This is a genomic window from Sphingopyxis macrogoltabida (assembly GCF_001307295.1).
GTDB lineage: Bacteria > Pseudomonadota > Alphaproteobacteria > Sphingomonadales > Sphingomonadaceae > Sphingopyxis > Sphingopyxis macrogoltabida_B.
The window spans coordinates 1-14296 of the sequence record NZ_CP012701.1; the positions used below are offsets into that span (position 1 = coordinate 1).

The 14296-nt window shown below is 62.9% G+C and carries 11 protein-coding genes; 9 read left to right on the plus strand and 2 right to left on the minus strand.

Annotation, left to right across the window (positions count from 1 at the left end):
- The first annotated feature begins 490 nt into the window (after positions 1–490).
- The 3 genes from AN936_RS22265 (at position 491) to AN936_RS22275 (ending at position 4009) form a co-directional block, all read left to right on the plus strand.
- On the plus strand, positions 491–1570 hold the full coding sequence (locus tag AN936_RS22265; RefSeq protein WP_054590505.1) for a replication initiation protein: 1080 nt from the start codon (positions 491–493) through the stop codon (positions 1568–1570).
- Between the two features lie 169 nt (positions 1571–1739).
- Entirely contained in the window at positions 1740–2942 is a 1203-nt protein-coding gene (locus tag AN936_RS22270; RefSeq protein WP_054590506.1) for an AAA family ATPase, read from the plus strand.
- 47 nt (positions 2943–2989) lie between these two features.
- Positions 2990–4009: a ParB/RepB/Spo0J family partition protein gene (locus AN936_RS22275; protein ID WP_054590507.1), complete on the plus strand. Its 1020-nt coding sequence runs from the start codon at positions 2990–2992 to the stop codon at positions 4007–4009.
- Here AN936_RS22275 and AN936_RS25185 read toward each other — a convergent pair.
- Positions 3969–4586, minus strand: a complete 618-nt coding sequence (locus tag AN936_RS25185; protein WP_158500130.1) for a MarR family transcriptional regulator — start codon at positions 4584–4586, stop codon at positions 3969–3971. The genes AN936_RS22275 and AN936_RS25185 overlap by 41 nt on opposite strands.
- Positions 4587–4760: 174 nt before the next feature.
- Between AN936_RS25185 and AN936_RS22280 the strand changes: the two genes are divergently transcribed.
- The 5 genes from AN936_RS22280 to AN936_RS22305 all read left to right on the plus strand — a co-directional run bounded on the left by AN936_RS22280 (position 4761) and on the right by AN936_RS22305 (position 12508).
- A complete protein-coding gene (locus AN936_RS22280) occupies positions 4761–6434 on the plus strand; it encodes a Mu transposase C-terminal domain-containing protein (RefSeq protein ID WP_054590508.1) in 1674 nt (557 codons plus the stop codon).
- Positions 6431–7273 carry a TniB family NTP-binding protein gene (locus tag AN936_RS22285; RefSeq protein WP_054590509.1) on the plus strand — a complete coding sequence of 281 codons (843 nt, stop codon included), beginning with the start codon at positions 6431–6433 and terminating at the stop codon, positions 7271–7273. Before AN936_RS22280 ends, AN936_RS22285 begins: the two co-directional genes overlap by 4 nt.
- An 8-nt stretch (positions 7274–7281) precedes the next feature.
- A complete protein-coding gene (locus tag AN936_RS25865) occupies positions 7282–8661 on the plus strand; it encodes a TniQ family protein (RefSeq protein WP_084758678.1) in 1380 nt (459 codons plus the stop codon).
- A gap of 1209 nt (positions 8662–9870) precedes the next feature.
- Positions 9871–11100 (plus strand): site-specific integrase, encoded by a 1230-nt coding sequence (locus tag AN936_RS22300; protein WP_234715865.1) that lies wholly within the window; start codon positions 9871–9873, stop codon positions 11098–11100.
- 55 nt (positions 11101–11155) lie between these two features.
- Positions 11156–12508, plus strand: a complete 1353-nt coding sequence (locus tag AN936_RS22305) for a hypothetical protein (protein WP_054590512.1) — start codon at positions 11156–11158, stop codon at positions 12506–12508.
- A gap of 107 nt (positions 12509–12615) precedes the next feature.
- Here the strand turns inward: AN936_RS22305 and AN936_RS24880 are convergent, their stop codons facing one another.
- Positions 12616–12942: a hypothetical protein gene (locus tag AN936_RS24880; RefSeq protein ID WP_149037817.1), complete on the minus strand. Its 327-nt coding sequence runs from the start codon at positions 12940–12942 to the stop codon at positions 12616–12618.
- 188 nt (positions 12943–13130) lie between these two features.
- Here AN936_RS24880 and AN936_RS22310 point away from each other — a divergent pair, with 188 nt between their 5' ends.
- On the plus strand, positions 13131–14141 hold the full coding sequence (locus AN936_RS22310) for a site-specific integrase (protein WP_054590632.1): 1011 nt from the start codon (positions 13131–13133) through the stop codon (positions 14139–14141).
- Positions 14142–14296: the final 155 nt, after the last annotated feature.

Genomic DNA, 14296 nt, shown 5'->3' on the forward strand with positions numbered 1-14296 from the left:
AAGATTCAGATTCGGAGTGTAAATTGGCAGTGAAATCAGTCGCCTACGCTGGTTTGCCTGACCAGTTGGGGGATTTTACCTGACTTGCCGGGGGCTTAACCCTGACTTGCCGGGGGGACTCACCTGACCTTCTGGGGCCTTCCTGACCTTTTGGGGGCAGCCGTCTAGATGTTGATCCGTCGCCCGCTTGGCCGGATTTTTGGGTCTCGCAGGCATCAAAATCAAGCGCGATTTTAAGCCCTGCTGGAGAACCTAGCGACTCGCGGTTTCTTGGGTGATTCAGACCCGAAATCCGACCGGCTCAATCCTGACTTCTTGGGGGCTGCGGCCATCTCTTGATCCTGACCTGACTTGACTGATGAGGTCAGGTCAGGCAGCAATCAGCACATCAAGAATCAAGCTTTGATCGCAATATGGCATGGAAACGGATGTTAGCCCAATAGCCGAGGCTCCTGAAGAGAAGCCCGAGGAAGGATCCCCTGGCCGTGCGATGCGGGTTGCTGCCGCGTTGAAGGCAAAGGGCGGCGACGAGTTCGCCAAGCCAGGCAGCATCATCGAAATCAAGTTTGTCAAAGGCGAATCTCTCAGTCTGACAGCTTCGCGTCTACTCGCTCTCATGATCCTCACAGCTGGGGGTGACGCCTGGGAGGATCGCCCTCACCGCATACGTAAGGCGGACATTCGGCGAGGCCACAAGGGCAATGAGCGGATTACCGACATGCTTCAGGAACTGCACCGAACGCTGTTTGCCGTCGATGACAAATCCTGGCGGGGAAAGAAGGCGACGCTCCTGTTCTCCCTGATCTCGCGGTCGAAGGAGGAGACAGATGAGGAGGGCGGCGAGACTGGATGGATTGAGTGGGAATTCACCCCAGATGCTCGCAAGCTCATCCAGGCATCCGAAACCTATGCTGTGCTCAATCGGCAAGCGGTGCTTGGCTTTCGTTCGAACTACGCCTTGAAGCTGTATGAGCTGGGGGCACTTCGGCTTCATCGTCGACAAGCAACTTGGCGGGGAGACATGCAGGCGCTGCGCGCAGCATTGGGTATTCCACCAGATGTTTACACGGACTTCGCTCAACTTCGGCGCAAGGTTCTGGAGAAGGCGAAATCCGAAATTGACCAGCTTGCTCACTTCCGTGTTGAGTGGCGGGAGATCAGGCAGGGTCGAACAGTCACGGAGATCGAGTTCCGGTTCGAGCCCAAAGGCGCGCCGGAGGTGCTTGAGACCGTCGACGAGCTTGATCGTCATTCAGCTGGACGCCAGGCGAGGCGTGATGGGGCTGTAGAGAGCGTTACAGTGGGGCAGGGGGCTATTCCGGCATCGCGAGGAGCAGTCTCAGCCAAGAAGCTATCCGAGGCGACATTTCCAGTGGGAACGCTGCGCTTCGGTCATGACGACCTCCTTGAGATAGGCCGTAAGCATGGCGGTGGTTGGGATGTAGATCTGATCGCCAACGGTTTTCGCGAGCATATGGGCGAGCGTTTGGAGAAGCTTCGCGGTGCGAAGTTGATCGCCGCCTGGAAAGGGTTCTGTGAGGGGTGGTTCAATCGCCGGGGCCGACCCTGAACGGCAGAAATTGCACGCGTGCAATTTTCTAAGCCCCCACCGAGTCAGGATAGGGCGCGGCGACACAGATTTCACACCGATGACGCGCTCCAACTTTCGAAATTCCCGATTTTCTTGACCGAAAAGCGCAAGTCGGTGTAGCACATGCGGAATTGCGAAAGGAAGGCATGTGTCAAACGGACTTCAGATTGAAGAAGCCGAGCGTTTGGTCTCGGTCGCGACGCTGGCCAGTCGAACCTCCTCGGTACTCGAAAAGCTCCGGGATTCCGCGCGAAGCGCTAGGGCAGATGACCGGCGCGAGCCAACCTTTACAATCGGGAAAGCGGCCGAACTTGTGGGCCGCACGCCGGCTGCTATCCGTGATGCGGAAAAAGACGGCCGCCTGCCAGAGCCTGCGAGGACCGACAACAACAGGCGAGAGAGATATACGCTTGCCCAGCTGAACGACATGCGCGGCGTGTTCGGGACAAGACCCTATCGGGCTCCAAACGATCCCTGCTGTGTCGTGGCTGTCCAGAACTTCAAGGGAGGTGTTGGTAAGTCGACTTTGGCCGTTCACCTCGCTCAGTATCTGGCCATTAGAGGCTACCGTGTTGCGCTCGTCGATTGCGACAGCCAAGCCTCGGCGACGACCCTTTTTGGGTATGTGCCCGATCTCGATCTCACCGAAGATGATACCCTTTATCCGTTCCTTCGTGAGGGGGAGCGATCATCTCTGGACTACGCGCTCCGCAAGACTCACTTCGACGGTCTGGAGCTCATTCCCGCCAACCTTCGTTTGTTCAATTCCGAATACGAACTAGCCGCACGGATGGCGCAGGGGAACGGCGCGCTCCTTGACCGCCTGAAGGAGGGAATCGAGAGTATATCGGATCGGTTCGATGTCGTGGTGATGGATCCGCCGCCCGCCCTCGGGGCGATCTCGCTGTCCGTGTTGCGGGCCGCTAACGCATTGGTCGTGCCGATACCGCCGACTGTTATGGATTTCTCCTCGACGGCTGCATTCCTCTCGATGCTAGATGAAACGATTGAGCAGCTGGCAGACCGTGGTCTCGCTCCAGAATTGAAGTTCCTCCGCTTTGTCGCGTCCAAGGTCGATGAGAATAAATCGATGCAGAAAGAGCTGTTGCAGCTGATGCGGACGCTATTCGGGCATGCGATGGTTCGCACGCCTCTCAAGGACTCGGCCGAGATCGACAATGCTACAGCGCGGCTGATGACAGTGTATGAGCTTGATGGCCCTGCCACGAGTTCGGCGGTTCGCAACCGTTGCCTGAACTATCTTGATGGCGTGAATTCGGAAATCGAAGTTGATATTCGATCGATGTGGCCCAGCCATCAGAAGCGCCTCCGTCAGGAGGCTTTGGTATGAGCCGCTGGAAAATTGCACGCGTGCAATTCTGCTAATGGGAGGCTTGCATGAGTAGGAAGAACAGTGGTTTCGCGGCCGATCTGGCGGCAGGTATTGACCTGACCGAGGATACTGCTGCCCCTCGTAGATCGAGCATTGCCTCAAACGTGCTTACGGGGCGTTCAAACCGTCTTGCTGACCTGGCGTCGGGAGCGATTGTTTCTCGCACACATGAGCTTGTTGACCCAGCAAAGTGTCGGATGTGGGCAGGCCATAACCGCGACTATGCTCTGCTTAATGAGGAACGCTGCGCGGACCTTATTGAGAGTATCAAGGCTCAAGGGCGGCAGGAGATACCCGCGATCGTCCGTCGCCTATCCGGAGATGACGGGTTTGAGTTTGAGGTCATTTGCGGAGCGCGCCGACACTGGTCGATCAGCTGGCTGCGCTCGCACAACTATCCAGACTTCAAGTTTCTCGTCGACGTACGCGAGATGGGCGATGAAGAGGCCTTCAGGCTCGCGGACATTGAAAACCGGGCTAGGGACGATCTTACCGATCTCGAACGCGCAAAAGACTATCTGCGCGCCCTGACGGCCTATTACGATGGTCGGCAGAAGACGATGGCGGAAAGGCTTAAAGTCTCCGAAAGCTGGCTAACGCGGTATCTCGATCTGGCACGGCTGCCAGATGGGCTGACCAGGGCATTTGCCAATCCGCAGGAGCTTGGCATTCGCAATGCGATTGCGCTCAAAGCGCTCCTCAAGCCTGAGGATCGACGGGAGCGCGCCTTCCGTGAGGCGGAACGTCTTGCTGCAGAGCGCGAGCAGACTGGCAAGTCGATGTCTGTGATTGAGGTGATCAAGGCGCTCGCTCTCGCGGCAGACCCCCCCAAGAAGTCAGGATCCCCCAAGAAGTCAGGAAAGCCTGAAACCGTGGCCAGTGCTAGTGGGAAGCCAGTGCTTCGGATCGATGGGGCTGACCGTAAGGGCGTCCGTGTCACGTTGCTGAATAAGGGCGGCGCGACACGGCAGGAAGCGGAAGAGGCTATTCGCGCCGTTCTAGATCAGCACTGGCCGGCAATATAGCGCCGTCGGTCTGCCGAAGGAGCACCATACTTGCCTCCTGAAGTGAAGCTACCGATTGAGAAGCGGTGCGCTTTGTTACACCCAGTCCCCGAGCGAGCTCAGCTCGGGTAAGTGGGCCCAAGCTGACGATCATTCGCCAGGTTTGCGGAGCAGTCGAAGAGGCATACAGCCCAGAAAGTACATCGTCGGCCCGAACGACAGCCCTTCGCAGGAAGCGCAAATCGACCTCAGCCTTTTCGCTGGCTACCTCGAGCGCCGCGCGAAGCACAACGGGCAACGGCTCTTCATGGAGTTCACGAAACACAGCCCGCGGCATGATCCCAGCAAGCGCCATTGGCGCCGACCCTAGCCCAAACAAGTGTGGCCGCATGGCCGCCGCAAGCGACGCAGCCCAGGCCGCCCCCCGCGGCGCTGAACGTGTGACCGCGAACCCACCGACCTGAAGCATCTCGCTGCCGCCTTCGAGAAAGTCGATTTCTTCAGTTCGCAGCTCCGCCAACCATTCAAGCAGGGTCCCCATCGGATCACGGGTCGGCAGCACCGCATCGAGCCGTTCGAGCGCACGATCGGCGGGCAAGTAGGCCTCGTGTCAGCCGACAGAAAAGACTGCAATTCTAAAAAGGACGTTTAATCAATAGGATAGGATGACTCAAATACGCATAACTCTGTCGCAGCACGTTTCCACGCCGCATGGCCGGACAGATTATGCTACATTTGACGATACAGGGGAATCTACAGCGGAGCCAATCGTATGATTGAGCGAATGCCGTCTCCTGCACCCAAGCGCAGCCTCAAGTCCCTCGAGGCGGGATTGGCACTGTTCCCGCATTTCCGAAGGCATATTTCGGTGTCCGGGCCGGTGACGGCGGCGCAGATTGCCGCTATTTGCGAAGCCACCGGTTTGAAGGAGCGCCAGATCCGAACATTGGCCGCGCGGTATCGGGCGCATCCGGTTGCCGAATCGCTTGCACCTAAGCCCCGAGGACCGCCTCCCGGCTCACATCGGATCGACCCGGTGGTGAGAAGCGCCATTGATGCGCTGACCAACAAGATCGCGCTTAAGATGGTGCCGCCGAACCGCGCTGAAGCGGCTAGGCAAATATGGGGCTTGCTCCATGCAGATAACGGAGAGCACCGGTTTTCCGCCGATTTGATCCCGAGCGAGAAGACAATCGAGCGGCTGCTGGCCGAGATTCCGAGCAGTGTGTGGGCCAAGGCCAGCATGGGCTCCAAGACCCGCAGCGCGCATGAAGCGCACCCTGGGGAATACCGCAGCGATGGTTTCCTCGATCTTGTCCAGATGGACCATACCAGGGGGGACGTTATCCTGGTCGACAGCCTGCGGCGGGAAGAGCTCGGACGGCCGTGGATCACGTTCCTGATTGAAATCTGGACCCGTGCGATACTCGGCTATTATGTCAGCTTCGGCGATCCTTCGATTTTCCGGTGCGGCAGGGCGGTCGCGAGCGCGCTGCTGCCCAAGGAACCGGTGCTTGAACACCTGGGTGTGGATGTCAGCTACCCGATGTTCGGCCTGTTCCGGCGCCTGCATGCCGATCAGGCCAAGCCGCATCGCTCGGAGTCGTTTCGGCGGGCCTGCGTGCGCAATGGCATCGACCCGGATGTCCGCAAACCCGGCCCGGCCCATCTGGGTGGCCATATCGAGCGGCTGATCGGCACAATGGTCGGAAAACTGAGACTTTTGCCGGGTGCTACGGGATCGAACGTGTCTGCGCGCGATGACTACGACGCCGAGGCTGAAGCGGCGATGACCCTTGCGGAATTCGAGCGCTGGCTGCTGTGCCAGATCGCGGTTTATCATCACACGCCGCATTCCGCGCTCGGCGGGTTGTGCCCGGCGCAGATGTGGGAACGCGAGGCAGCGCGCCATGGTCCCTTGCTCCCGGTCTCGTGTAATGCGGACGAGCTTTTTCGCCAATTTCTGCCGTCGAAGTCGCTGACGGTCCATTCCCGGGGCATCCAGATCAAGCATCGCCATTACTGGCACCCGGCGCTCGGCAAGCGGATAGGCCAGAAGATCGAGGTCAGCTGGGACGAACGGACGATCCAGCATGTCTATGCCGAGCTCGAGGGCTCTTTCGTGCAAATGGCGGTTATCGGCCAGTATCCCGATGTCTGGGAGGCGGACTGGGAAGCCGCCAGGGCCAAGGTGAGGGCCCTGGGCCGCGGCTACCAGGCCGATGGCGGCCGTGCGGCGACGGCCCGCGCCATCGCAGCGGCAAACCAGGAAATCCATCAGGCGCGGGTTCGCACCAAGGAGGCGCGACGGCGGGCAAAGCGGCGCGAAGGGGAGGGGCTTACGCTCGCGGACCTGCGGACGCCTGAAAAGCTTTTAAAACAGCCGGTTCAGTGGAAATCGGTGGGGGAACTGGGCGAGGATACCTGGCTGAAGGTGCGCCCGTGAGCGCGGTCACCACCGCGCAGCCCTCGGGGCACCTATCCACATTCTGGATCGACTTCGACGAAGCCCGCAACGCCGTCGAGACCATCGTCGAGGTTGCGCATGACGATCCGGAAGAACGACCGACCTGCATCGTCCTCACCGGCCAGTCCGGCATGGGCAAGACCTCGATCCTGCGCGAGGCGCAGCGGCGTCTGACCGAGGCCTTGCCCGAGCCCGCCGATTGGGGCGAGGCCCGGTACCAACCCGTGCTGCGCACGGTCATTCCCTCAAGCCCGACCTCGCTCAAGATCAACTTGGCGCTGCTCTGGAAGCAGGGCTGGCCGATCCGGACAAACACGCACAAAACCGCCGATTTCAAGGTGGTCGATCTGTTGGCCGCGCAGGGGACGAGGCTGGTCGCGATCGACAATGTCCATGTGATCCTGACCGCCAGCGGGGTCGCGCGGCGCGATACGCTCGATGCCTTCCGCTTTCTGATGAGCGCTGGCAACGTGCCGCTGGTCGTGGCCGGGCTTGATGTCGCCCGCCAGATCTTCGCCGACGATGTCGAACTCGCCTTTCGTTCGATCATGCTCAGATTGCCGCTGTGGGAGCCGGGAGAGCCGTCGCAGCGCCTGATCCGGGCGCTGGCGATGGGCATGGACATGGCCGAGCCCGAACATCTCGCCGAGCCCGCGTTCGCCGAGCGGATCTGGCGCGAAAGCGGCGGGGTAACCGGCAATTTCAAACGGATCCTGCACTGGTCGGCAAAGGTCGCCAAGCGGCACGATCGCGTGCTGGTAGCGCACGACGATATCAGCGAGGCCTTGCAGCTCTTTACCCCCTATAGCCCGGATTGAGCGCCGGGATGGGCGCCGCTCAGGGCAGAGCCGAGATCGAGCCGCTGGCCTTCCGGGTCAGGCCCCTGGCGGGGGAATGCTTTGAATCCTGGCTGCATCGTCTGGCCGCGCGGCATGAAACCACGCGCAAGGCGCTGTTCAGCCATCTCGGCATCGAGACAGCCCTCGCTACCTGTGACCTGGCCTCATTAGCCGATGGCACCGCAGAGCGGCGCAGGGTCATAGTCGAGCGGTTGGCCTGGGCCACGGCGCTGCCGGAGAAGGCCATTCTGCGGACTTTCGTGGGGTGTCCCCGCGGCGACCTGCTGCCCCCGGCGCTGCGCTCGATCGGGTGCGCGCAATGCTGGCTCGACTGGCTGGAAAGCGGCGCGCAGTGGCGGATTGAGCGGAGCTGGATCCTGCGCGTTACCCTGCGCTGCGAGCGCCATGATCTGCTGCTAATCGATCTTCGGGGCATCATGGCGCTGGGGCGCTCGATGGCGGCGCAGCGGCTGCTGGAGGAGACGGTGGAGCGGACACGCGAGCAGATGGCGCGGTTTACTTTGGTCAGCACTCGCCTCGCCTGGAATCTCGTTATTTCCCGTGCCCATCTGCGTGGCAGTGAACCCAGCTCTTACGCGTTTTCAAAGCGATACATCGCGGCATTGATCGGCAACCGGTTCCATATTGCGCCTTCGCGCCACCTGTTGCTGGCGGCGCTGCACAGCAGCAATGTGGAAGAAGCCGAACGGATGGACCGCACGTTCCGCTTCGATGCGCAGCCGGCGCGTGGTCCGGTAAGGCGAGCCGCTCGCGGCGCGGTGCCCGGCCTGGCCGATCTCGCGGCCGCGATCGCAGCGGTGGGGAAGCGCGAGCTTGACCGCAAACGCCGCGTGCTGGAGGTCGCCGGACAGAAGCTCGAGCAGGCCTGGCTGGGCTACCCTGCGGTGCATGCGGCGCAAGTGGTGCGCCGACAGCGCGAGGTCCTGGCGAGCGAGGTACGCCGCCGCTACGCAGCCGAGCTTGCCAGTGCCGCGAAATCTCCGCTCAGCTGCTTGCGCGGGTTCCAGGATGCCCTGTTCTTCCTGAAGCAGTGCGGATTGGCCGACGATTTCGTCCCCGCAGCGACCGGGCGCCCCGATCCGTGGGAGGATTGCCTTGGAAATCCGGGACTGCTCCACAAGCGGTTGACCCGGCGCTTTGCCCATCCCGCGTTTCGCATTGTGCTCGACCTGCCAGGTCATTCTTTCGACGCCGACCCATTCGAGCGGGCGAGCAGCCGGTCGATGGCGGCCATGGCGTCGTCGAATTCGGCGAGGCTTTCAGCCGAGAGCACGGGAGACAGGTCCACTCCTGGATCTGTCTCGCGTCCCGTGCCGCCCGCCAGGCTCGCACGGATCAGGACCTGACCGCGATGCCGCTCGATCTCGGCAAGGCCCGCAGTTTTCAGCGATTTGACCAGTTCGCGCGCGCCGTTCTTGGACAGGTGGAGGGCACGCTCGATCTGGCCCGGGCGCAAGGGTCCGAACCCTGCGAGCAGGGTGTAGAGCAGGGGCGCGCGCGAATTCGAGCGCAGGTCTGCAAGGGTGGAGGTCATGTGGTGATGGCGCGTCCGGGCCTGTTCAACCAGCCTTGCGAGCCGCTCCGCGCTAGATTCGAGCGCCTCGGCGACCAGAATGCCGCGTTCGCGCGGCCATAGCCAGGGTGCCAGCGCCTCGGCGCGCAGCGCGCCGGGGCAGGGGAGGGGGACTGTGCCGGGCGCGGACCCCGACAGGGCTGCACCGGCCACGAGATCGATCGCCCAGAGCGGCGTTCTGGCGCGCGGCTGCGCGAGGGCCATCGGCCCACCTGGAAGGTCGAGCAGCCACTGGTCGGGCTCGCTCGGGGCGAATTCGGTCGATGCCGCAGCAGCAGCGTGGAGGTGGTCGATGGCCACGAGCGGCCAGGTGCTGTCGCTGTGCGGGACCGCGTCACTGGCCAGCTGGCCAGCGAGCGCAATCGCCTCGCGCGGCGAGAGCGGGTCGGCGGGGCCGGCGCACCCGCGATCCGGGCCGGCCGCCGCGCGCAGGCGCTGCGCAGCCCGCGCGATCGGCTCCCAGCGGGCGAGCGACAGCTCGGTGAGGATCGCATGCGTGATTCCCCAGGGATCCGCGAAGACGTGCGGGCCTTCGGCCGGAGGCGCGGCAAGGCCGCAAAGCCAGAGGTCGATCTCTGCTGCGGCGCCGGCGTGGCCCGCTTGGGATAGGGCATCACGCAGCTGTGCATGAATGACGCTGGCGGCGAGCAGATCGGCGACGCCGGGCTCGAGATGTGCTACCAGACCCTGCAATCGGCCCCAGGCAAGCGCGGCGCGCGAGCGGGCCAGCATGAGCGCTTCGGGCGATGCGTCTTCGTCCGCCTGGAGCGGATGGAATCCGGCAAAATGGGCTTCGAAATTCGCCATCGACACAGGCCTAGCAAACTGGAGTTAACTGTACCATAGCTGTTAGGGCTTTGAAGTGCACTAATGATAATGGGAGATTACATATAGTGACATGGCCGTTTCGCCATGGTATTCGGCCCCGATGAAGCGCAAATTGGTCTTGGCATCGCCAACCAGCCTTTCCGATAGGACGCCAGTGCCCGAAGGCGAGGTCGTCACGGTGCTTGGCCCCAGCGAAGCGCGTCTGCCCAAGCGCCGGGCGAGGCCGGGCTTGACGACGGTCGAACGGTTCGTCGCCGTCCTCTCCAGCTTGGTCGATGGCGATACCGCCGTGGCCAAGGTCAATTTCACCAAGGCGCTCGAGGCGCGCAGCCCGGCGACACTGCGCGCGATGACCTGCGATCTTGAAGGCTATACCCTGTTCGCGAGCGAACAGGCCGGAGCTGGTCTCCCCGCTTCGGCCGAGCGCATTGCCGAGTGGATCGACCATCTTGAGGCCAGTAACCAGAAGCCCGCGACTATCGCCCGCAAGCTGGCGACGCTGGCGACGGTGCATGGACTGCTTGGAATCCCCAGCGCCGTATCGAGTTCGCTGGTCCGCGACGCGATGAAGGGTCTGCGCCGCCGCCAGGGCAAGGCCCAGCGGCAGGCCGCCGGATTGCGGCTCGGGGAAGCGATCGGCAACGCTCCGGTCAAGGGATTCACGCTGGCGGCGCTGATGGAAGCCTGCGGAACCGACCTTCCGGGCCTGCGCGATGCGGCGCTGCTGTCGCTCGGCTACGATGCGGGATTGCGCGTGTCGGAAATTCTGGAGGCGAGGGTCGAGGCGCTCGAAGTCCAGGACGATGGCAGCGGCCTGCTCGACATCGATCGCTCGAAGACCGATCAGGAAGGGCAGGGGGCCTCTGTCTGGGTGTCTCCTGAAACCGTCCGGCGGATCGCTCTCTGGCGCGAGGCTGCCGCGATCCGCACCGGACCGTTGTACCGCCGCGTCGGGGTGATCCGCACCAAGGGCCACCCCGGCCGCCGGGCGCTCGCCATCGCCGATCTCGCCTACAACGCCGGCGTTGACCGTGAGCGCATGGCGGCCATTCCCGCGCGGCAAGCCAGCGTCACCTACGTCGTCGGCGACACCGCGCTGACCGTGGCGGCGGTGCGGTCGATCATCCGCAAGCGGGCGCTGGCGGCGGCGGACATGGGGCTGGTCGATCTGATGGGCGAGGATCTCGAGATTGCGCTGGGCGGCCTGAGCACGCATTCGCTGCGCGTGGGGCTGACCCAGGACCTGTTCGCCAGCGGCGAGGATGCCGGCCCGATTGCCCAGGCCTTGCGCTGGTCCTCGGTCGGGACCGCGCTGCGCTATGGCCGCCGGCTTGCGCCCGCCTCCAATGCGGCCGCGCGGCTGCTGGCGGGTCGCAGGGTTTGACGGCAGGTAGCCTGGGGTCTGCCTCGCAGGCAGTATAGGGAAAGGGTGGGATCGAATGTCGAAGAGCAATGCCGGTCACGATCTTGGCGGGCTCATCCGGTTTGCCGAGCGCGCGCCGTGGGACGAACGGCTTGACGCCATCCTGGCGCTGCATCTCGATCCGGTTTGCGCGGCAACAGGCCTGGAACCCGAGGCGATTTTCGACGCGGTGGGCCACCATTGGGAAGGGCCTCTGTGGGGCTGCGCTTTCGAGGACCTGATGGGCCGCGATGATTGGGAGGACGGCTGCAACCTCGTCGACACCTATCTCAAGCGGCGGGGCTGGAGCGAAAAGGCTCCGGACAAGGCCTATATGCGGGCGCTGCGCGGCGCAGCGATGTCTCTCTACGAGGTCAGCGAGGTCGTGCCGGGCCAGTCGATGCGGCTCACCGATCTGCTGCGGGAAGGCGAACCGGTCACGGTCATCGAGCGCAGCGCGACCCGGACGCTCGTCAATTGGGACAGAATTGCAACGCGAGTTGTCCAGGTGAACGGGCGATGGGGGATTTCTGGCGCCCTGCTGCCGTTCGGGCCGGACGCCAGCACCGAGCTGATCGCCAGCTTTGCCCGCCTGGAAGCCGAAGCTGGCGCGCCGGATCAGGGCGCCTTGCTCGGCTCCAGCGCGCCGCTGTTCACCGGCGTCTGGTTGCTTGATGCGCTGGGCATGCAGGCAGCGACTGGCTTGCCCGAATTGGTCAACGCCGATGGCGAGGACGTGGTGTTTCATCGGATCGTCTTCCCGCTGGCCAAGGGTGCGAACCGGCAGACCGTGACCCGCATGCTCGATGCCGCCGCATGGCTGGAGCCGGCCAGCGACAGCTTCTGGAACTGGCTGGCGCCGAAGGCCGCCGCGCGCAAGCCGGGCAGGGGCAAACAGGCCATTGCCACCACCATGGACGACGGCACGCCGGTCTTCGCCAATGTCGAACTGAAGGGGCGGCAACTGGTGGTTGAGGTCAACAGCGCCGAGCGCGCCGAGGTGGCGAGGGCAACGATGGCTGAATGGCTGGGCGAGCGGATCGGCCCGCCGCTGACCGAAATCCGAACACTGGCGCAAATGCTTGCTGACGATGCGGGGAATGGTGGACGGGACGAAGGGCCGGACCTGCCGCCCGAGGAAATTGAGCGTGTGGTTCACGAGATGCTGGCCCGCGAATATGCCAAGGCGCTCGATCATCCGGTTCCGATGCTGCGTGACCGGACACCGCGCGCGCTGGCCCGCACCAAGGCCGGGAGGTCCAAAGTGGCGGAGTGGCTCAAATATCTAGAGAACGGTTCGGCCAAGTCGCGCGAGACGGGCGATCCCATGGCGACCTTCGATTTTACCTGGATGTGGCAGGAGCTCGGCATGGCCGATTTGCGAAAATAGCGGCGGATTGAACCGATGGTGAGCCATATCTGGCAGCAGCGCTGCAGGGATTTCTGTCTTTCAGCAGAGTCTCGCACGTGCAGCAGACTGCAGCCTATTCTGTCCGTTCACACCTCGCTGAACCCTTCAGAGTGACATTTGGCGGCCATGACCAGCTTGGCGGCATGGGCGAGGGGAGGGTGACCTCGCCGGCTGATCCACGACAAGAACTGACGGCGTTCTTCGGAATACCACGAGCGCACAAGCACGTCGGCCTCAAGCCCCGGATTGTGTTCAATTCCAAGATTATCAAACGGATAATCGCGCACATGCATGCGCCAGAGGCGCCGGAGTGAGGCCAGCGCAAGGCATTCGGACAGCTCGGGTGAGATGAAGGGGAGGGCGCCTTCGATGCGGGCAAGCGTCAGTTGCCAGGGTGCTGGGCCGGATGCCATCGGCCAGATAGTATATAAATGGCCTAAAAAGTATACCCAGCTTGTACGGTGCCTTTGCTGTCCGATAAGAGCCCTTCACGGACGACACGCTATTCTATATATAGCAGCCGAAATTCGCCGCGATGTCGCCCGCGCCCTAAGGCAGGGATAAGGCACAGCAGCGGCAATGAAGCTTGAGGAGTGTCGCCGTGGACGATGACAGCAGCAGGGCTTTGGGGCTTTCAGATGAAGTCGCGCTTTCGCCGCTGGGGAATGCGATCCCGCCGCAGCTCGCGGCAGAGATCGAAGCGGCCCGCTCATACCGGGCGCGCTCCAAGGCGGCCAACACTGTCCGAGCCTATGACAGCGACTGGCGGCAGTTCGAAGAATGGTGCTGGGTGCGCGATCTTGCGCCTATGCCGGCTATGCCGGAGGCAGTGGCCACATACCTTGCCTCGCTGGCGCAGGCGGGGAGGGCGGACAGCACCATCGGGCGGCACCTTGCCGCAATCGCCTGGCACCACAGGCAGGCAGGTCAGGTCGCACCCCAGCATCGCGATCCGCGCGATGTGATTGCTGACACACTTGCTGGGATCCGCCGGGAGCAGCGTGCGCGGCCAACGCGCAAGAAGAGCGCTATTCTGGCAGCTGATCTCGCGCGGATGATTGCAGCGGCCGAAGGCCAGAGTCCGCGGGCTATCCGCGACCGGGCGGTCATGGCACTTGGGCTGGCGGCGGCGTTGCGGCGTTCCGAACTGGTCGCGTTACAGCTGGCTGACCTCGAACTGGTGCGCGAGGGGCTCAAGCTGACGATCCGGCATTCCAAGACCGACCAGGAGGGGGCAGGGCAGGTCATCGCGGTTCCCTCGGGCAAGGTGCTCAAGCCCGGTCCCCGCCTCAACGAATGGCTCAGCGTAAGGGGAGGGGAGGCTGGTCCATTGTTCTACCGCACCGACGCACAAGGGATGATGACCAAGGAGCCCATGTCGGATCGCTCGGTTGCCCGCCTGATCCAGCGCTACGCCGAAAAGGTTGGGCTCGATCCTGCCGCAGTCGGTGCGCACTCACTGCGCTCAGGGTTTCTGACCGAGGCGGCCAAGGCCGGAGCCTCGCTGCCCAAGATGCAGGAGGTATCGCGTCAGAAGAAGGTGGAGGTGCTCCTCGGTTATGTTCGCGATGCCGCGTTGTTCGAGAACCACGCCGGTGAGGGCTTTCTATAGAGAATCTAGGCTATGGAATGCTGGCTTGCGCCACGATGGTCCCTGGTTTCAGGTACCCTTACGGAGCGTCACATATGACAGAGGCATTATCGTGCTAGGTCTGCTAGAGCTGGATCGCGAATAATTGATTACACCGCAGGAAAATTTCATTAGAT

Excerpts from the sequence above, each read along its gene's own strand:
- AN936_RS22305 (WP_054590512.1), top strand. The coding sequence starts at position 11,156 with ATGTCGAAGAGCAATGCCGGTCACGATCTTGGCGGGCTCATCCGGTTT.
- AN936_RS25865 (WP_084758678.1), top strand. The coding sequence starts at position 7,282 with ATGGGCGCCGCTCAGGGCAGAGCCGAGATCGAGCCGCTGGCCTTCCGG.
- AN936_RS22280 (WP_054590508.1), top strand. The coding sequence starts at position 4,761 with ATGATTGAGCGAATGCCGTCTCCTGCACCCAAGCGCAGCCTCAAGTCC.
- AN936_RS24880 (WP_149037817.1), bottom strand. The coding sequence starts at position 12,942 with ATGGCATCCGGCCCAGCACCCTGGCAACTGACGCTTGCCCGCATCGAA.
- AN936_RS22265 (WP_054590505.1), top strand. The coding sequence starts at position 491 with ATGCGGGTTGCTGCCGCGTTGAAGGCAAAGGGCGGCGACGAGTTCGCC.
- AN936_RS22275 (WP_054590507.1), top strand. The coding sequence starts at position 2,990 with ATGAGTAGGAAGAACAGTGGTTTCGCGGCCGATCTGGCGGCAGGTATT.